The organism is Martinezella sp. CNPSo 3957, assembly GCF_057784395.1.
The window spans coordinates 244,562-262,480 of the sequence record NZ_JBXSOU010000006.1 but is presented as its reverse complement, the minus strand read 5'-3'; the positions used below and the strand labels follow the sequence as shown (position 1 = coordinate 262,480).

The 17,919-nt window shown below is 61.8% G+C and carries 13 protein-coding genes and 1 pseudogene; 5 read left to right on the top strand and 9 right to left on the bottom strand.

What is annotated here, in order from left to right; all coding sequences use genetic code 11:
- Nucleotides 1-25: 25 nt before the first annotated feature.
- The 4 genes from AC13QE_RS16945 to AC13QE_RS16930 form a co-directional block, all read right to left on the bottom strand.
- Nucleotides 26-3,136 (bottom strand): efflux RND transporter permease subunit, encoded by a 3,111-nt coding sequence (locus AC13QE_RS16945; protein WP_132719966.1) that lies wholly within the window; start codon nt 3,134-3,136, stop codon nt 26-28.
- On the bottom strand, nt 3,133-6,252 hold the full coding sequence (locus tag AC13QE_RS16940; protein WP_488484522.1) for a multidrug efflux RND transporter permease subunit: 3,120 nt from the start codon (nt 6,250-6,252) through the stop codon (nt 3,133-3,135). The genes AC13QE_RS16945 and AC13QE_RS16940 overlap by 4 nt, the downstream gene beginning before the upstream one ends.
- Complete coding sequence (locus tag AC13QE_RS16935) at nt 6,249-7,724, bottom strand: efflux RND transporter periplasmic adaptor subunit (RefSeq protein WP_488484521.1); 1,476 nt, start codon at nt 7,722-7,724, stop codon at nt 6,249-6,251. The genes AC13QE_RS16940 and AC13QE_RS16935 overlap by 4 nt, the downstream gene beginning before the upstream one ends.
- A gap of 212 nt (nt 7,725-7,936) precedes the next feature.
- Entirely contained in the window at nt 7,937-9,046 is a 1,110-nt protein-coding gene (locus tag AC13QE_RS16930; protein ID WP_488484520.1) for an RHE_PE00001 family protein, read from the bottom strand.
- 171 nt (nt 9,047-9,217) lie between these two features.
- Between AC13QE_RS16930 and AC13QE_RS16925 the strand changes: the two genes are divergently transcribed.
- A complete protein-coding gene (locus AC13QE_RS16925; RefSeq protein WP_488484519.1) occupies nt 9,218-11,716 on the top strand; it encodes a heavy metal translocating P-type ATPase in 2,499 nt (832 codons plus the stop codon).
- 102 nt (nt 11,717-11,818) lie between these two features.
- Here AC13QE_RS16925 and AC13QE_RS16920 read toward each other — a convergent pair.
- A pseudogene (locus AC13QE_RS16920) lies at nt 11,819-13,010 on the bottom strand (acetyl-CoA C-acyltransferase).
- Between the two features lie 166 nt (nt 13,011-13,176).
- Here AC13QE_RS16920 and AC13QE_RS16915 point away from each other — a divergent pair.
- Nucleotides 13,177-13,404, top strand: coding sequence for a type II toxin-antitoxin system VapB family antitoxin (locus AC13QE_RS16915; RefSeq protein ID WP_132719960.1), 228 nt, complete (start codon nt 13,177-13,179; stop codon nt 13,402-13,404).
- Nucleotides 13,404-13,799, top strand: coding sequence for a type II toxin-antitoxin system VapC family toxin (locus tag AC13QE_RS16910; protein ID WP_488484518.1), 396 nt, complete (start codon nt 13,404-13,406; stop codon nt 13,797-13,799). Before AC13QE_RS16915 ends, AC13QE_RS16910 begins: the two co-directional genes overlap by 1 nt.
- A 23-nt stretch (nt 13,800-13,822) precedes the next feature.
- Here the strand turns inward: AC13QE_RS16910 and AC13QE_RS16905 are convergent, their stop codons facing one another.
- The 4 genes from AC13QE_RS16905 to AC13QE_RS16890 form a co-directional block, all read right to left on the bottom strand.
- A complete protein-coding gene (locus AC13QE_RS16905; RefSeq protein WP_488484517.1) occupies nt 13,823-14,128 on the bottom strand; it encodes a hypothetical protein in 306 nt (101 codons plus the stop codon).
- 103 nt (nt 14,129-14,231) lie between these two features.
- A complete protein-coding gene (locus tag AC13QE_RS16900; protein WP_488484516.1) occupies nt 14,232-15,671 on the bottom strand; it encodes an MFS transporter in 1,440 nt (479 codons plus the stop codon).
- Nucleotides 15,672-15,866: 195 nt separating this feature from the next.
- Nucleotides 15,867-16,529: a sulfite oxidase-like oxidoreductase gene (locus AC13QE_RS16895; RefSeq protein WP_488484515.1), complete on the bottom strand. Its 663-nt coding sequence runs from the start codon at nt 16,527-16,529 to the stop codon at nt 15,867-15,869.
- An 80-nt stretch (nt 16,530-16,609) separates the two neighbouring features.
- Nucleotides 16,610-17,188 (bottom strand): HutD/Ves family protein, encoded by a 579-nt coding sequence (locus AC13QE_RS16890; protein ID WP_488484514.1) that lies wholly within the window; start codon nt 17,186-17,188, stop codon nt 16,610-16,612.
- Nucleotides 17,189-17,263: 75 nt separating this feature from the next.
- Between AC13QE_RS16890 and AC13QE_RS16885 the strand changes: the two genes are divergently transcribed.
- Together AC13QE_RS16885 and AC13QE_RS16880 are read left to right on the top strand one after the other, a co-directional pair.
- The gene (locus tag AC13QE_RS16885; protein WP_488484513.1) at nt 17,264-17,536 is read left to right on the top strand and encodes a type II toxin-antitoxin system Phd/YefM family antitoxin; all 273 of its coding nucleotides are present in this window, start codon (nt 17,264-17,266) and stop codon (nt 17,534-17,536) included.
- Entirely contained in the window at nt 17,533-17,919 is a 387-nt protein-coding gene (locus tag AC13QE_RS16880; RefSeq protein WP_488484512.1) for a type II toxin-antitoxin system VapC family toxin, read from the top strand. The genes AC13QE_RS16885 and AC13QE_RS16880 overlap by 4 nt, the downstream gene beginning before the upstream one ends.

Here is a 17,919-nt window from a genome sequence, read left to right as displayed (position 1 = left end):
GCTCCGTCCACACACTGCTAAACATTCAAGTTGAGAGCGGAGATACTGGCGGCACCGTAGCTTGCGCCTTCGGCGACCATTTTGCATGCAGCTTGGCAAGCATCAGATAGATGATCGGCGTGGTATAGAGTGTCAGTACCTGCGACACAACGAGGCCGCCGACGATGGTGATCCCGAGCGGGCGGCGCAGCTCCGCGCCGGGGCCTGTTGCGATGATCAGCGGGATGGCGCCCATAAGTGCGGCGAGCGTCGTCATCAGGATGGGGCGGAAACGCTTGAGGCATGCCTGATAAATGGCTTCTTCCGAAGACAAGCCGAGCGTGCGCTCGCCCTGCAGGGCGAAATCCACCATCATGATGCCGTTCTTCTTGACGATGCCGATCAAGAGAATGATGCCGATGAAGGCGATGATCGTCAGCTCCGTGCCGCTGATGGCGAGCGCCAGTAGCGCGCCGAGGCCAGCCGAGGGCAGTGTCGAGATGATCGTCAGCGGATGCGCCAGGCTTTCATAGAGAATGCCGAGAACGATATAGACCGTCAGCAATGCCGCCAGCAGCAAGAGCGGCTGGCTGCCGGACGACTGGGTGACGCTCGCCGCATCGCCGGCGAAATCCGCATGCAGCGTATCGGGCAGATGCATGTCGAGCACCGCCTTCTGAATGGCGTCGTTCGCCACCTGCAGCGGCGTGTTGAGCGCCAGATTGTAGGAAATCGTCACGGCGGGATATTGACCCTGGTGATTGACGACAAGCGGCGCGAGCGTCCGGTCGATCGACGCCACCGCGCTCAACGGTACCTGCGTGCCGCCGGAGGCAGGCACGTAGAGCTTGGAAATATCGTGGGGATCGAGCGCATAGTCGGGATTCGCCTCCAATACGACACGATATTGGTTGCGCTGCGTATAGATCGTCGAGATCTGCCGTTGCGCGAAAGCATTGTTGAGTGCGGAATCGATGGATTGGATGTTGACGCCGAGCTGGGAAGCGAGGGTACGATCGATATTGACGGTCGCCTGCAAGCCGTTGGGCTGCCTGTCGGTGGCAACATCGGTCAATCCTGGAAGAGCCTGCAGACGCTCCAGCACCTTGGGCGCCCATTCCACCAGCTCATCGTAATTCGCACCCCAGATCGTGAATTGATACTGCGATTGCGACTGGCGCGCGCCGGCGCGGATATCGCCCGGCGAAAACAGGAATGTGCTGAGGCCCGGAACCGCCATCAACTGCTTGCGGAGCCGGTCTATGACATCGGCGGTCGGCGCACGCTCCGATTCCGGCTTCAGCGAGATGAAAAGCTGGCCCCGATTGACGGAACTTGAAAAGCCTCCCCCACCGACGGAAGAGCCGACACCCGACACCGCCGGGTCCTTGGCGACGATATCCGCCGCCAGCTCCTGGAGCTTTACCATGGCCGGATAGGAGATATCGGTCGCAGCCTGCGTCCCGCCCTGGATAAAGCCGGTGTCGTCCTGCGGAATGAAGCCCTTTGGAACCTTGACGTAGAGATAGCCCGTCATGACCACACAGGCGATGATGACGACGACCGAAAGGAGGCGGTGATGCAGCACCGCCCGCAGCGTGCGGCCGTAAAAGCCCGTAACGGCGCTAAGCGTGCCCTCGACGATACGGCCAAACGGGCCGGGCCGGGCATCGATATCGTGCTGACGCAGTCGATGGCCGCAAATCATCGGCGTCAGCGTGAGGGATACCAGTGTCGAAACGACGATAGTGAAGCCGAGCGTCAACGAGAAGGTCTGGAAGAACCGGCCGACGATACCGCCCATGAAGAACAGCGGGATGAAGGCGGCAAGCAGCGACAGGCTGATGGAAACGACGGTAAAGCCGATCTGCTTTGCCCCTTCGAGCGCTGCCCGCATCGGCTTCATGCCAGTCTCCAGATTGGCATAAATGTTCTCGATCATGACGATGGCGTCATCGACGACGAAGCCGACGGAAACGGCAAGCGCCATGAGGGAGAGATTGTCGATCGACAGCCCGAAGAGCCACATCGCGGCAAAAGTGCCGGCAAGCGACAGAGGCACCGTCACACCCGCGGCAAAGGTCGGCGTTGCGCGTCGCAGGAAGACGAAGACAACGGCCATGACCAGGCAGATAGTGGCAAGCAGCGTCCATTGCATATCGGTGACGCTGGCATGAATCGTAGTGGTGCGGTCGGAAAGAATAGAAACATTCACGCCGGCAGGAATGAGCCGCTGCAGCTCCGGGATCAGCTGCTTAACGCCATCGACGGTGGCGATCACGTTCGCATCCGCCTGCTTGGTGATGTTAAGCAGCACGGCCGGCTTGCCGTCGTACCAGGCATCCGAGCGGCTGTTGCGCACACCCGGCTCGACAGTGGCGATATCCGAAAGACGAACCGCCGTGCCGTCGCCGCTGCGCACCACGATCCGCCCGAAGGCTTCCGGCGTCTTCAACTGGCTGTTGAGGGCAACGGAGAAAGCGCCGCCCGCACCGTCGATCGAGCCGAAGGGGCCGAGAACATTGGCATTGACGACCGCCGTACGGACCGCATCGAGCGAGAGGCCCATGGCCGAAAGCCGGTCCGGATCCAGCCGGACGCGGATGGCGGGCTGGTCGGCACCGCTCACGGTCACGCCGCCGACGCCGTCCACCTGTGAAATGCGCTGCACCACCACGGTATCGGCTGCATCATAGATGGCGCTCGGAGAGACATTGTCCGAGGTCAGCGCCAGGATGAGAACGGGGGCGGCAGCCGGGTTGATCTTGCGGAAGGACGGGAGGGTGGGCAGATCGCCGGGCAGGTCTGTCGCAGCCGCGTTCAATGCCGCCTGCACATCCTGCGCGGCACCATCGACGCTGCGCGACAGGTCGAACTGGATGATGATCGTGCTCGATCCGAGCGAGCTGACGGACGTCATTTGAGTGACGCCGGCAATGGTCCCGAGATGACGCTCCAACGGAGCGGCCACGCTCGCCGCCATACTGGCCGGATCGGCTCCGGGGCGGCTTGAAGAAACGACAATGGTCGGCAAATCCACCGTCGGCAGGCTTGCAACCGGCAGAAAGCGATAGGCAACGATGCCGAGGATCACCAGCCCGATCGCCAGAAGCGTCGTACCGACAGGGCGTTTGATAAACGGCTCGGAGATGTTCATCTCTCGCCACCCGCCAATTCATTCATCTCGGCGCTCGGCGTGCCGCTGGTGCGGCCGACGACCTTGGCGCGCAGGCGCTCGAAGGCGAGATAGATCACCGGCGTCGTATAGAGCGTCAAAAGCTGCGAAAGCACGAGACCGCCGATAATGGTGATACCGAGCGGAATGCGCAACTCTGCGCCCGTGCCCTGCGCCAGCGCCAGCGGCAAGGCGCCGAAGAGTGCCGCGAGCGTCGTCATCATGATCGGCCGGAAACGCAGGATGGAGGCTTTCAGAATAGCCTCGCGCGGCTCCAGGCCTTCCTTGCGCTCCGCCTCCAGCGCAAAGTCGATCATCATGATCGCATTCTTCTTGACGATGCCCATCAGGAGCACGATGCCGATGAGGGCGATGATCGACAGATCCTGCCCGAACAGCATCAGGGCGAGCAGCGCGCCGACGCCAGCCGAAGGCAGCGTCGAAAGGATCGTCACCGGATGAACGGCGCTTTCATAGAGCAGGCCGAGCACGATGTAGATCGTCACGATAGCCGCGAGGATCAGCCAAGGCTCACCCGCCAGCGACGAAGCAAATTCCTCGGCATCGCCGGAATATTTGCGCTGGATATTATCGGGCATTTCGATATCCCGTTCCGCCGCCTTGATCTCGGCGACGGCATCGCTGAGCGACGCGCCCTTGGCGAGATCGAAGCTGAGCGTCACGGCCGGAAACTGCTCGTCATGGCTGATGACCAGCGGCGCGGTCGTGAAACTCGCCGTCGTGAAGGCATTGAGCGGCACCTGGGTATCGCTGGCACCAGCGACATAAAGCTTATCGAGCGATTTCGGGTCGGACTGATATTGCGGCGCCGCCTCCAGAATGACGCGATACTGGTTGGCCTGCCCATAGATCGTTGCGATCTGCCGCTGGCCGAAAGCATCATTCAAAGTATCGCTGACGGCCTGCATGGACACGCCGAGCCGAGAGGCGGTTTCGCGATTGACATCGACGAAGATGCGCCCGCCGCCCATCTCGACTTCGGAGGCGACATCCGTCAGCTTCGGGCTTTCCTGCAGCCGCTGGGCAAGCTTCTGCGCCCAGTCGACCACCGTATTCGTATCGGTGCCCGTGAGGGTATACTGATAGGGTGCACGGCTGGCCCTGGTGCTGATCGAGATGTCGCGCACGCTCTGGAAGGTGACATGGATGCCGGGCAAGCCCGTCACCTCGCCGCGCATCCTGTCGATGATCTGATCGGCGGACGCATTACGCTCACTCCGCGGCTTCAGCACGAGACTGAGATTGCCGGTATTCAGCGTCAGATTGCTGGCACTCGCACCGATGACGGCAACGACGCTGGTGACATCCGGATCCTTGCGCAGTCGGTCGACCACATCGGCCTGGATCTGCTTCATGGTCTCGAAGGAGGTCGTCGGCTCGGCCTCGATGACGGCGGTGATGAGACCCGTATCCTGCGCCGGCAGGAAGCCCTTGGGAATGACGACATAAAGCGCGATCGTCGCAGCCAGCGTCACCACCGTCACCAGCAGCATGAGGCGGCTGCGATCCACGGCCCAAACAAGGCTCCGCCGATAGCCTTCAACCATCCAGTCGGTGAAACGGTCGGCACCGGCCAGAAAACCGCCTTGATGCTCTTTTGGCTTGCGCAGGATGCGCGCGCACATCATCGGCGTCAGCGTCAGCGAGACGACGGCCGACACGACGACGGCAATGGTGAGCGTCAGTGCGAATTCGCGGAACATGCGGCCGACAATGCCGGTCATGAACAGCAGCGGAATGAAGACGGCAACCAGCGAGACGGTGAGCGAAATGATCGTGAAGCCGATCTCGCCGGCACCCTTCAGGGCCGCCTGCATCGGGTTTTCGCCCTCTTCGATATGACGGGCGATATTCTCGATCATCACGATGGCGTCGTCGACGACGAAGCCCGTGCCGATTGTCAGCGCCATGAGCGAGAGATTGTCGAGACTGAAGCCGGCGAACCACATGACGCCGAAGGTCGCGATCAGCGACAGCGGCAGCGCGACACCGGCAATGAAGGTCGCCGTCATCGTCCTCAGGAACAGCAGGACGACGAGGATGACGAGACCGATGCTGATAACCAGCGTCCATTGCACGTCATGGATCGAGGCGCGGATCGTCTCGGTGCGGTCATTGACGATATCAAGCGAAATACCGGCCGGCATCGCCTGCTTCAGCTTCGGGACCTGCTTCAGGACATTCTCGACCGTCTGGATGACGTTGGCGCCCGGCTGGCGCATGATATCGAGAATGACGGCGGGCTGGCCCTGATACCAGGCGCCGACCCGATTGTTCTCCAGCCCCTCGACGACCGTTGCGACGTCCTTCAACTGCACCGGCGCGCTGTTGCGGTAAGCGACGATGACGGACCTGTAGACATTTGGATCGACGATCTGATCGTTGGCCGCGAGCGTAAAACTCTGCTGCGTGCCGTCGAGCGAGCCCTTCGCGCCGGCAACGCTGGCATTGGTGATGGCGGTGCGGATGTCCTCCAGGGCGAGACCATAGGAAGCGAGACGCGGCAGGTCCACCTGGATGCGGATGGCCGGCTTGACGCCGCCCTGGATGTTGACGTCGCCGACGCCCGAGACTTCGCTCAGGCGCTGCGCCATCATGGTATCGGCAAAATCGCTGAGTTCGCGGATCGAATAGCTGTTGGAGCGCAGCGCCAGCGTCACGATCGGCGTATCGGCCGGGTTCACCTTCGAATAGGTCGGCGGATAAGGAAGCGTGCGCGGCAAAGTCGATCCGGCGGCGTTGATCGCCGCCTGCACATCCTGCGCTGCGCCATCGATATCGCGCCCTAGATCGAATTGTAGCGTGATCTGGCTGATGCCGAAGGCGCTCGATGAGGTCATGGAGGCAAGCGAGGGAATCTGGCCGAGCGGCCGCTCCAGAGGTGCCGTCACCAGCGCCGCCATCGTATCGGGATCGGCACCCGGAAGCTGCGTCGTCACCTGGATCGTCGGAAAATCCACCTGTGGCAGCGGCGCGACCGGCAGGAAGAGAAAGCCGAGAATGCCGCCCAAGAGAACCGCCACCCCGAGAAGCGAGGTGGCGATCGGCCTGCTGATGAAGAGCGACGAGACGTTCATTGTTGCTGCGTCGGCGTGCCGGAGGAATTGTTGGAGGCCGAGCCGCCGCCCGTATCCGCACCCTGCGCGCCGCCTGCGCCAGGCTGACCGTCCTGGCCGCGATGGCCACCGTTTCCACCCTGACCGTTGTGCCGGCGATGCGGGCGCTCGCTCGCATTCGCTGTCCCGGCACCGCCGTTCTGCGAATCGTTCTCTGCGACCGGCTGCCCGCTATTGTCGGGCGACGGAGTATCCGGGGACGCCTGAGCCGGATTGGCCGAAATCTGCACTTTCGATCCATTCTGCAGCCGCGCGAAACCGGTCGTCACCACCTTGTCGCCGGGCGCCACGCCATCGGCGATGACGGCGAGCGTATCGTCCTGCTGGCGCACCTTCACCGGCTTCATCGCGACGGTCTGATCCTGGCCGATGACATAGACGAAGGTGCCGTTCGGCCCGCGCTGCACGGCGCCGCTCGGAATGACGGTGACGCCTTTCAGCGTCTCCACGAGCAGTCGGGCATTGACGAAGGCGCCGGGCCACAGCGCAAGCTTGTCGTTCGGGAAATTCGCCTTCAGCTTAACGGTGCCGGTGGTGGGATCGACCTGATTGTCGACCACACCAAGCGAACCATTGTCGACCACCGTCTCGCCGTCGTTGCCCAAAGCCTGGACGGAAAGCGTTCCGGCTGCGCTGGCCGCGTTGATGCGGGCAAGCTGCTGCTGCGGAATGGAAAACAAGACGGAAATCGGCTTGATCTGCGAGAGCGTCACGATGCCTGTCGTGTCGCCCGAGCTGACGAGATTGCCGATATCGACGTTACGGATGCCGGTGCGCCCATCGAAGGCCGCCCTGATCGTCGTATAGTCGAGCGTCGCCTGCGCGCTTTCGATCGCCGCCACATCCACCTGGACCTGCGCGGTATATTGCGCCACCAACGAGGTCTGCGTATCGACCTGCTGCTGCGTGCCGGACGCGCTCTTCACCATCATCTGATAGCGGGCGAGATCGCGCTGGGCGCCTGCAAGCAGAGCTTCGTCCTGCGCCTTCTTGGCGATCGCCTGGTCGAGCTGCGCCTTATAGACGGAATCGTCGATGCGGGCGATGATATCGCCCTTCTTGATGTCCTGGCCCTCGACGAAATTGATTTCGACGATTCGTCCGCTGACCTGCGCGCGCACCGTCACGGTATTCAGGGCCTTCACCGAGCCCACACCGTTGATGTAGACAGGGACATCGGCCGTCGTTGCATCCGCGGCGAGCACCGGAACCGGTCCATTGAACTGCGACACGCTGCGCCGTCCGCCACCGCTGCCACCCTGCCTTTGGCCACCACGGCGTCCGTCCTGGGCCTGCTCTCCCGGTGCTGCGGCATTCTGGTAGCCAAGCAGCTTCTCCGCCGGCCCAAGCCAACGATCGCGGGTCGCATAGGCGCCATACCCGACTGCACCGATCACTGCCAACCAAACGACGACCCGAAACGTCCGAGCCATTCACCCACCTCTTCAAATCCCGGGGTGATCGACGATCTCCCGCTATTCATGGCGCGACCTTAGCTTGCATCGTGCCGCTTAGGAATTTGGTATGGGCATTAAATTTTGTCCATTTTAGCGCCACTTAGCGTAACAAACTGTAACATTGGACGAAAACCAGGGTTGTGGTTGCAAGGGACGGCGGCGCTACCCACACCACCCGTTGCAGCACATCAAAGCACGCCCCAGCCTCGATAGCGACCGCGCCCGGTCATTTCGCGCAGGCCGAGTTCGGTCACCAGATTGAGCGCGCCCCTTGAGGTAATGCCGACATGGCGCGCAATCATTTTCGCCGAGACGATCGGCCGCGATAGCACGATGTCGATGACCTCAGGCAGGCTGCTGTTGGACCGCCTGTCCTTCAGCCGCACTTCCATCTGCAGCTTGGCAAGCGAAAGCCGATCAAGCTCCTTGAGGCCCGAATCGGCCGAAAGCGCCATGGCCTCCAGAAAGGCAGCCAGCCGCGTGGTGCGGTCCGGCGCTCGCCGGCGGTCGTGACGAACGGCCTTCAGGCCGACATTCAGGCAGAAGAGGTGCGATGTCACCTTGCCCCGGCTGCGCAGATAGGCGCTGGCCAGCAAGCCGCCGAGCCAATGCTGCCGCCGCAGCGGCTCGATCCTTTCCCAGGCATCGAAAAGTACCGCGGCACCCAAGGTAGCCGGCAGCAGATCCGCCTCGCGCATGACGGCGCGCCAGCTGTCCAGCCGCTCATCCTCATCCCAATCCTCGTCTCGGATGAGTGCCAGGGGATCCTGGGCATCGATAATCGGCTGTCTGGGTTCCGGAACGCCGCCATTCAGGATCTTGTCGGATCGGGCGAGGATCGCGTCAATCTCGGCGAAATCGACGCCGAAATCATCCTCCCCGTCCTCCGGCTCGTCAGGCTCGATGGCCCGGGCAGAGGTCGAACGCGGCGTGCTACCCTCGTCGGTCTCGCCGACCTCCCCGCGCAGCACGGCAAGGCCAGCCGGCTCCAGACCCCAGGACGGATCGGCTGCCCATAGGCGACGACGGCTGCGCAGCACCGAATGGGCGATGGTCAATTCATGCGTCGGGGTGCGCGTATCCATGCGCGCATCGTGGAGGACGAGATCCTCCACATGCACGAGTTCGCCTCCCACCCAGAGCGCACCGGCAGCGTCGAAAAAGTGCCCACGTTCGCGAAAGCCATTTGCCACCGCATGCCTCAGCACGCGCTCATCCAGCCGGGCCAGCATATCTTCCGCCTTGACGACGGCAGGCAGAAGCGCGGCAAGCGGCAGCGTAGTCAGATCATATCCCATTGGAATCACTTCATTGCATCGATCTTACGGAACTTATCATCGCCATCCGCAGCGAGATAGGAAGGCGGCCCTGTGAACTGTGGATGGCAATCACTATTTTCCGGCTTGACCTTCCAGCGATGGGAAGGTCCATAGACCTGTCCGAAGCCCCTTCGGGCAAAGGAGTATGACATGGCACCGCATGACGAGCACGATCACAGCCATCATGGACACAATCACCATAACACCCACACGCAGGATAAAGTGATCCGCGATCCCGTCTGCGGCATGACCGTCGACCCCGATGCCGGCAAGCCGTCGCTGCAATATCACGGCCGCACTTTCCACTTCTGCAGCAATGGCTGCCGTACAAAATTCGAGGCCGCACCGGAAAACTACCTCACGGCCAAGGATCCCGTCTGCGGCATGATGGTGGATCGCGCCACTGCCCGCCATTTCACGAAGCACGAGGGCGAGAAATTCTATTTCTGCTCGGCCGGCTGCAAGGCGAAGTTCGAAGCGGAGCCATCGGCCTATCTCGACGGCAACAGACCGGCGCCAAAGCCGATGCCGAAGGGCACGCTCTATACCTGCCCGATGCATCCCGAGGTGATCAGCGACCATCCTGGCGACTGCCCGAAATGCGGCATGGCGCTGGAGCCGATGGGTGTCCCGGCCGCCGATGAAGGCCCGAACCCCGAGCTTGTTGATTTCACGCGCCGGCTCTGGATCAGCGCCGCCCTGTCGCTGCCGCTGCTTGCCATCAGCATGGGGCCGATGATCGGCCTTCCCATTCGCGACTGGATCGGCGAGCCGATCGCCACCTGGGTCGAGCTTGTTCTTGCAACGCCGGTCGTGCTTTGGGCGGCTCTTCCGTTCTTCCGCCGCGCCTGGAATTCGCTCGTCAACCGTAGCCCCAATATGTGGACGCTGATCGGTCTCGGCGTCGGCACCGCCTATCTTTACAGCGTGATTGCGGCGCTTGCCCCAGGCCTGTTTCCGATGAGCTTCCGAGGGCATGGCGAGAGCGTGCCCGTCTATTTCGAAGCGGCGTCCGTGATCGTCGCGCTCGTCTTCGTCGGCCAGGTACTGGAATTGAAAGCCCGCGAGCGCACCGGCTCGGCCATTCGCGCCCTTCTCGATCTCGCGCCGAAAACGGCACGGAGGATCGACGCCAACGGCAGCGAAACCGATGTGCCCGTCGACGAGATCCAGGCCGGCGATCGGCTGCGGGTGCGCCCCGGCGAGCGCGTCCCTGTGGATGGCTCCGTTATCGAGGGACAATCGACCATCGATGAATCGATGATTACGGGCGAACCACTGCCGGTCGAAAAGGCCAAGGGCGATGCCTTGACCGGCGGCACGATCAACAGGAACGGCGCGCTCATCATGCAGGCCGAGAAGGTTGGCGCCGAGACCACGCTCTCGCGCATCGTCGAACTCGTTGCCAAAGCGCAGCGCTCGCGCGCGCCGATCCAGACGATGGTCGACCGCGTCTCTGCCGTCTTTGTGCCCGCCGTCGTCGCGGCTGCTATCATCGCCTTTGCCGTCTGGGCCTTCGTCGGGCCGGAGCCGAGGCTGGCGCATGCACTGCTTGCCGCCGTCGCGGTGCTCATCATCGCCTGCCCCTGCGCGCTGGGCCTGGCAACGCCCATGTCCATCATGATCGCCACCGGCCGCGGCGCACAGGAGGGCGTGCTGGTGCGCGATGCCGAGGCGCTCGAACGCTTCGCCAAGGTGGACACATTGATCGTCGACAAGACCGGCACGCTGACGGAAGGCAAACCGAACCTGACCGATATCGTCACCGCGCCAGGCACGGATGAAGCCCGCCTGCTCTCACTCGCCGCCAGCCTGGAGCGCGGCTCCGAACACCCGCTTGCCGAAGCCATCGTCGCCGGCGCCGAGGAACGCGGTATGCGCTTCGTCGAGATCTCCGGCTTCTCGGCGGTGACCGGCAAGGGCGTGGAGGGCCGCGCCGGCGAAACCGCGATCGCGCTCGGCAATGCCGCGATGATGTCCGATCTCAGCGTTTCGACCGATGCCCTGAAAGCCGAGACGGAGCGCCTGCGCAGCGAGGGCAAGACCGTAATGTTCGTCGCCATCGACCAGAAGCTGGCCGGCCTTGTCGCTGTCGCCGACCGGATCAAGCCGACCACGGCCGCCGCCATCAAGGCGCTGCATGAAAGTGGCCTGACGATCGTCATGGCGACCGGCGACAACGGCAAGACCGCCGCTGCCGTTGCGAAGCAGCTTGGGATCGACGAAGTGCGCGCCGATATGCTGCCGGAAGGCAAGAAGGCGCTGATCGACGAGTTGCGGGCCAAAGGCCGCATCGTTGCCATGGCGGGCGACGGCGTCAATGATGCTCCGGCACTTGCATCCGCCGATGTCGGCATCGCCATGGGCACGGGCGCCGATGTTGCCATGGAAAGCGCCGGGATCACGCTGGTCAAGGGCGATCTCAACGGCATCGTCCGCGCCCGCCATCTCTCGGAAGCGACGATCCGCAACATCAAGCAGAACCTTGCCTTCGCCTTCGGCTACAACGCGCTCGGCGTGCCGCTGGCGGCCGGCGTGCTCTACCCGGTCTTCGGCCTGCTGCTGTCACCGATGATTGCGGCCGCCGCAATGAGCCTGTCGTCAGTCTCGGTGATCGGCAATGCACTGAGGCTACGGCTGGCGAAATAGAGGGATTGCCCTTCTCCCCGCATAAGCGGGGAGAAGGCTAGGATGAGGGGCCATGCCCATACGTGCGGCATCGGCAGACGCACCTGACTTGCCCGAATTCGCTTACCCAACCCGCTCCACAGCAATCGCCGTTGCCTCGCCACCGCCGATGCAGAGCGCGGCAACACCACGCCTTGCTCCCTGGCGCTCCAGCGCATGCAGCAGCGTCACGATCAGCCGCGCGCCAGTAGCGCCGATGGGGTGGCCGAGTGCGCAGGCGCCGCCGTTGACATTGAGACGGTCACGGGCAATGCCGAGTTCCTTTGCGGCAGCCATGGCGACGACGGCGAAGGCCTCGTTGATTTCGAAAAGATCGACATCGCCGATCTTCCAGCCGCTCTTGTCGAGCACCTTGCGGATCGCCGGGATCGGCGCGGTCGTATACCAGGCAGGCTCCTGAGAATGCGTGGCGTGCGCCTTGATTTCGGCAAGAATGGGCAATCCCTCGCGCTCGGCAAGCGAACGGCGCGTCAGGATGAGCGCGGCCGCACCGTCGGCATTGGGCCGAGGCGCTGGCAGCCGTAATCGTGCCATCCTTGCGGAAGGCCGGCTTGAGCGTCGGGATCTTTTCAGGCGAAACCTTTTGCGGATGCTCATCCTTGGCGATTGTGACCGGGCCACCCTTGCCACTCACCGAGATCGGCGTGATTTCCGCTTCGAAAGCGCCGGTATCGAGCGCGTTGCGAGCGCGCGACAACGTTTCGACCGCGTAAGCATCCTGATCGTCGCGGCTGAACTGATAGGCCTCGACCGCCAGCTCGCCGAAATCGCCCATGGAGCGACCCTTCTCATAGGCATCTTCCAGCCCGTCCAGCATCATGTGATCGAAGATGCGATCATGGCCCATGCGATAGCCGCCGCGCGCCTTGGCGAGCAGATAAGGCGCATTCGACATGGATTCCATGCCGCCGGCGACCGCAATGGAGGCCGAGCCGGCGAGAAGGAGGTCATGTGCCAGCATGGTCGCCTTCATGCCCGAACCGCAGACCTTGTTGATGGTGGTGGCGCCGACGGCATCCGGAAGGCCAGCCCCGCGCGCAGCTTGCCGGGCCGGCGCCTGCCCTTGCCCGGCAGGCAGGACGCAGCCGAACAGAACCTCATCCACTCTCTCGGCAGAAAGTCCCGCGCGCTCCAGCGCAGCACGGATGACATGCGCACCGAGTTCGGGCGCCTGCAGGGGCGAAAGATCTCCCTGGAAACGACCGAGCGGCGTGCGTGTGGCGGAAACGATGACAACGGGATCGATAGCGGGCATGACATCTCCTCACGGTCAAGCAAACAGCTTGATGTCATTGCTAGCATGTTAGATGATGTTCGTCATCTAAATATCGATGCACACGGAACACAAGCAGGCAATAGATCCGATTGCCCTCAAACCAGACAGGCTCTAAGGATATCCGCAAAAATTCAAAGGATATCTCATGCCACTTTACATCAAGGACGACGCCATCGACCGATTGGCGCGCCGCTATCAGGCGTTGACCAAGGCCACTACCAAGACGGAAGCCGTTCGGCTTGCCCTGCAGAAGGCGCTGGATGAGGAGCTGACCAAGCCAGCCCTTGCCGATGTCGCCGTCGCCTTTTGCCGCAATCTCAAGCAGAAAGCCACCGCCAAAGGCGCCGGCACTGGCGCGACCGGAGAAGCCTGATGTTCATCGACACGTCGGTGCTGTCTGCAATGATGACAGACGAGGAAGAGGCACGCGCCTTTGCCATCCGCATGCAGCCGGCAACGGCACGCATGACCTCGCCGCTTGTCGCAGCGAATGCCGCGATCCTGATCTCTGATGCTTTGGGATTATCGCCGACCGAGGCAGGCGAAGCTGTCCGCACGTTTCTGCAGCTCATGAATATTCAGCTGCTCGCTGTGCCGCCTCGTGCCGCAGTTCTCGCGATCGAGGCTTACGAGCGCCATGGCCAAGGCGGCCAGACGGCTCGCCTCAGCCTTGACGATTGCATGACCTATGCCTGCGCTCGCTATTATCGCCAACCGCTATTGTCGAAAAGCGACCGCTTCAAGCAGACGGATATCGAGCTGGCTTAAGGCCAGCTCGAAGCATTATGCCATTACGGGCAAAGCGAAGCGGAGCCTGCACTATAGGTGCTCGAACGAGCACCGACGGAGTTAGGGGCAGCGGCGCATTGCAGGCGGGAAATGGAGTCGCCGGCGCGGATCGGGCCGGTCACCGACGGATCGGTGTTGATCGTGCCGTCCGGAAGGATCGCGTCCTTCGAATGGTCGACGCTGCCGACATCGGCCTGGAACGCCTCGACATTGACGCGCTTGGGGTGATGCTTATGCACCTGCTCGGCCATGGCGACACTGGATACGCCGACGACGAGAGCGGAGATAGCGAGGGTTCTGAGCAGCATGGGACTGCCTCCTGTGGGAGTTGACGCGAGTTTCATATGGGAACCGGCAGGCCATTTTACAGCGGCTTGCCTGTCAATATCATTAAGAATTTGAAGGTTTTGATCAGGTCTTCACTTTGTGGCGGGATACCTCTGCGCCGGCATCGTGCGGCAGGCTGATAAAACGCAATGCGGAGATGCCACCGATAAGGCCAATGATGAGGAAAGCCCAGCGAAAATCGATGAGCGAGAGCGTTTCCCCACCATGAATCGTGCGCGAGAGATTGAGAACGGCGGCAGCCACGGCGACGCCCAGCAGCAGCGAAACCTGCTGCAGCATGCTCGACAATGTGGAAGCGGAGCTGCGCTGCGTGGCATGGATATCGGCAAACCCCAGCGTATTCAGCGCCGTGAAGTTCATCGACCGCGACAGGCCGGCGATGAATAGCAGGCAATATATCAACGGATCTGGTGTCGAGGGAGACAGAAGCGCGCATCCGGCAATGCTGGCCGACGAGATCAGCCCGTTGACGACGAGCACGTTGCGGAAGCCGAAGATCCTTAACATCTGCGTAGTGATCGCCTTCATGCCGAGATTGCCTGCGAAATAGAACAGCAGATAGGTGCCCGCGTCGATCGCCGTACGGCCGAAGCCGACCTGGAAGAGCAGCGGGATCAGGAAAGGCGTCGCGTTGATCGCCACACGACTCGCCGTACCGGCGGAAAGCGTCGACATGGCGAAGGTCTGGATCTTGAAGGCGGAGAGATCGAGCAAGGGCGCATCGGCCGTCATGAAATGCCGGGTGGCGATGACGGAGAAGACCACGCCTGCAGTGATCAACCCAATGCTGACCGCCAGCCCCGTCGTTCCCTGCACCACGAATTCGAGGCCGGCAAGCAGGAAGGTCAGCCCCGCCGCCGATTGCAGGAAGCCGATGAAATCGAGCCGCGCGACCTTTTCCTCCCGCTGATCCGGCACGAAACGCAGGACGAGGCCAAGGCCGATGATGCCGATCGGGATATTGATCAGGAAGTTCCAATGCCAGCTGAGATAGGTGGTGATGAAGCTGCCGAGCACCGGGCCGATGACCGGAGCGGTCAGCGCCGGCCAGGTGATCATCGACATCGCATGCACCAGATCGGATTTGCGAGCATTCTTCAGCACGATGATGCGTCCCACCGGCGTCATCAGCGCGCTGCCAATGCCCTGAACGGCACGGGCAATGATGAACTCGGTCAAATTGCCCGAGAGGCCGCAAAACAGCGACGCCACGGTGAAGATGGCAATGGATGCCAAGAACACCCGCCGGGCGCCATAGCGATCGCCAGCCCAGCCGGCGAGCGGCACGAAAGCCGCCATGGTGAGCAGATAGACCGTGATGCCGATGCTCATCGAGACCGGCTCGACGCCGAAACTTACCGCCATCTGCGGCAACGAGGTGGTGATGATCGTCCCGTCCAGAAACTGCATGAAAAACGAAACGGCGACGACAAAGGCGATGATGCGGGACTGCCGACCGAAACTTGCTTTGGAGGGCTCTTCTATAGTCCGGGCAACGGTCATGAGACGAATTTCACTGAATGGCGTTCAAGGGAGCCGGTGCTTCGGCGGCAATCATATGATCATTGAATACGCCCATGATGGTGGCTTGCAAAGCCACAAACCCGGCTGGCGCCACGAAAAATTGACACGGTGACATAAGAACTGCGGTTCGAGATAGCCAATCCAAGGCTCCTCACCCGCAGCGCTCCGGAAGCGTCAATCGTCCGAGTAGCGCTGCTCCCGCCAGGGATCGCCATACATGTGATAGCCGTTCTTCTCCCAGAAGCCGGCCCTGTCGGCGCCGATGAACTCGATACGGTTCAGCCACTTGGCGCTCTTCCAGAAATAGAGATGCGGCACGACGAGGCGCATCGGGCCGCCATGTTCGACGGTCAGAGGCTGACCTTCCCAGGCGGTCGCCAGGATCGCGTCCTCGGCCGCGAAATCCGCAAGCGGCAGGTTGGTGGTATAGCCGTCATAGCTCGTCAGCAACACGTGCTGCGCCTCTTTCGTCGGCATCGCGAGATCGAGGAGATCGCGCGTCGAAACGCCTTCCCAGCGATTGTCGTAGCGCGACCAGGTCGTCACGCAATGGATATCGCTGATGCGGGTGCTTTCCTCGATCGTCTGGAAAGCCGCCCAATCCAAGCTGAGCCGCTTTTCCACGAAGCCGATCACATCGAGCCGCCAGCTGGATAGCGAAATCTGCGGCTGCACGCCGAGATCCAACACCGGCCAGTTCTTGACGAGATGCTGCCCCGGCGGCAGCCGCTCTGCCTCGGGTCGGCTGACACGCCCCGTCAGAAACTTGCCCTCCGCCGCCCAGCGGCGCTTGGAAGTCGTGAGCTTGCTATCGGCGGGGATCTGGTCGTCGCTCATACGGCTATCCTCTCTTTGCTGAGTAGAAATAGGATAATCGGTACGGGTTCATGTCAAGCCGAAGAACATCTCATAGCCGGCTATATAGCCTTAATGGTAATCCAGAACAGCTGCGCCTTGCCCGAAATGGACCGCTCTGCGACGTCACCCTCCGAGACGAGCAGGCAATCGCCTGCGTTAAGCACCGTCCCATCGATTTCAGCATTGCCGCGATGGCAAAGGACAAGGGTCGTCCCAGCCTCGAAGGCGACTTTGCTATTTCCGTCGACCGAAATGCGCCTCACCGAATGCGTGAAATGCCCCCGCCGCGTCATCACATTGAGATCCGTAATCGTGCCATCGATCAGGGTCGCCGAAGTCGGCGCGTCGGCAGCAAAGGGCAGCGGCTCGCTCGCCTGCGTCAAGCGCTCGGACGCACGCCCCTCGATGAAGAGGGTCATGCCCTCGCCATCAAGGATAGATAGCGTACGATCGATACCCGGAAAAACCGAAAACGGCCCGTCCGTGGCAACGGTTGCCATGCTGACGCGCCAGTCAAAGTCAGCAAGCCCGGCGCCGTCGGGCGAAACGGCGATCTCCACCGTTTCCCCGCCGCCGTTTTTCCAGGGCATGCGACGGTGACCATCGCTGCGGAGAAGCGTGATTTTAGGCATTGCCATCTGTTCTTGTCCCATCATTGCAATTCGATTGAGGGTAAACTAAGTTTAGTGGACTAAGTCCATTCGGAGCCTGCTATGGAAACCGTCAATATTCACGAGGCGAAAACGCATTTGTCGCGGCTGATCGAAAAAGCCGCCAAGGGCGAAGCTTTCATCATCGCCAAGGCGGGCAAGCCGATGGTGAAGGTCGTGCCTCTTGAAGAAAAGGAGGCACCGAAGAAACGCCGCATCGGTTTCATGGATGGCGAGATCATGGTTCCCGAAGATTTCGACACCATGATGGCCGATGAAATCGAAGAGATGTTTCATGGTAATCTCAATGATTTCAAAAGCATCAAAGGTCGATGAGATTTCTCCTGGACACGCATATTCTGCTCTGGGCGACGGCTGCTTCTCAGCGACTGCCGGAAAAAGCCCGCGACTTGATTGAAGACCTAGACAATAGAATTGCATTTTCGACCGCCAGTATATGGGAGGTGGCGATCAAGGCAGGGTTGGCGCGCCCCGACTTTGCGATTGATGCCCGCAGGCTCTACGAAAATCTGCTCGAAAACGGATATGAAGAATTACCCGTTTTCGGACAGCACGCGGCCGCGATCGCGGATCTGCCCGATATTCACAAAGACCCCTTTGATCGAATTCTTGTCGCCCAAGCCTTCGTTGAAGGTATTTCCCTGATCACCGCCGACAAGACCGTCGCAAGCTACGGCGGCCTTGTACGGCTGGTGTAG

Bases quoted from the DNA above. Each gene is read 5' to 3' on its own strand.
- AC13QE_RS16900 (WP_488484516.1), bottom strand. From the start codon at position 15,671: ATGACCGTTGCCCGGACTATAGAAGAGCCCTCCAAAGCAAGTTTCGGT.
- AC13QE_RS16910 (WP_488484518.1), top strand. From the start codon at position 13,404: ATGTTCATCGACACGTCGGTGCTGTCTGCAATGATGACAGACGAGGAA.
- AC13QE_RS16935 (WP_488484521.1), bottom strand. From the start codon at position 7,724: ATGGCTCGGACGTTTCGGGTCGTCGTTTGGTTGGCAGTGATCGGTGCA.
- AC13QE_RS16905 (WP_488484517.1), bottom strand. From the start codon at position 14,128: ATGCTGCTCAGAACCCTCGCTATCTCCGCTCTCGTCGTCGGCGTATCC.
- AC13QE_RS16895 (WP_488484515.1), bottom strand. From the start codon at position 16,529: ATGAGCGACGACCAGATCCCCGCCGATAGCAAGCTCACGACTTCCAAG.
- AC13QE_RS16890 (WP_488484514.1), bottom strand. From the start codon at position 17,188: ATGGCAATGCCTAAAATCACGCTTCTCCGCAGCGATGGTCACCGTCGC.
- AC13QE_RS16915 (WP_132719960.1), top strand. From the start codon at position 13,177: ATGCCACTTTACATCAAGGACGACGCCATCGACCGATTGGCGCGCCGC.
- AC13QE_RS16925 (WP_488484519.1), top strand. From the start codon at position 9,218: ATGGCACCGCATGACGAGCACGATCACAGCCATCATGGACACAATCAC.
- AC13QE_RS16930 (WP_488484520.1), bottom strand. From the start codon at position 9,046: ATGGGATATGATCTGACTACGCTGCCGCTTGCCGCGCTTCTGCCTGCC.
- AC13QE_RS16940 (WP_488484522.1), bottom strand. From the start codon at position 6,252: ATGAACGTCTCGTCGCTCTTCATCAGCAGGCCGATCGCCACCTCGCTT.
- AC13QE_RS16880 (WP_488484512.1), top strand. From the start codon at position 17,533: ATGAGATTTCTCCTGGACACGCATATTCTGCTCTGGGCGACGGCTGCT.
- AC13QE_RS16885 (WP_488484513.1), top strand. From the start codon at position 17,264: ATGGAAACCGTCAATATTCACGAGGCGAAAACGCATTTGTCGCGGCTG.
- AC13QE_RS16945 (WP_132719966.1), bottom strand. From the start codon at position 3,136: ATGAACATCTCCGAGCCGTTTATCAAACGCCCTGTCGGTACGACGCTT.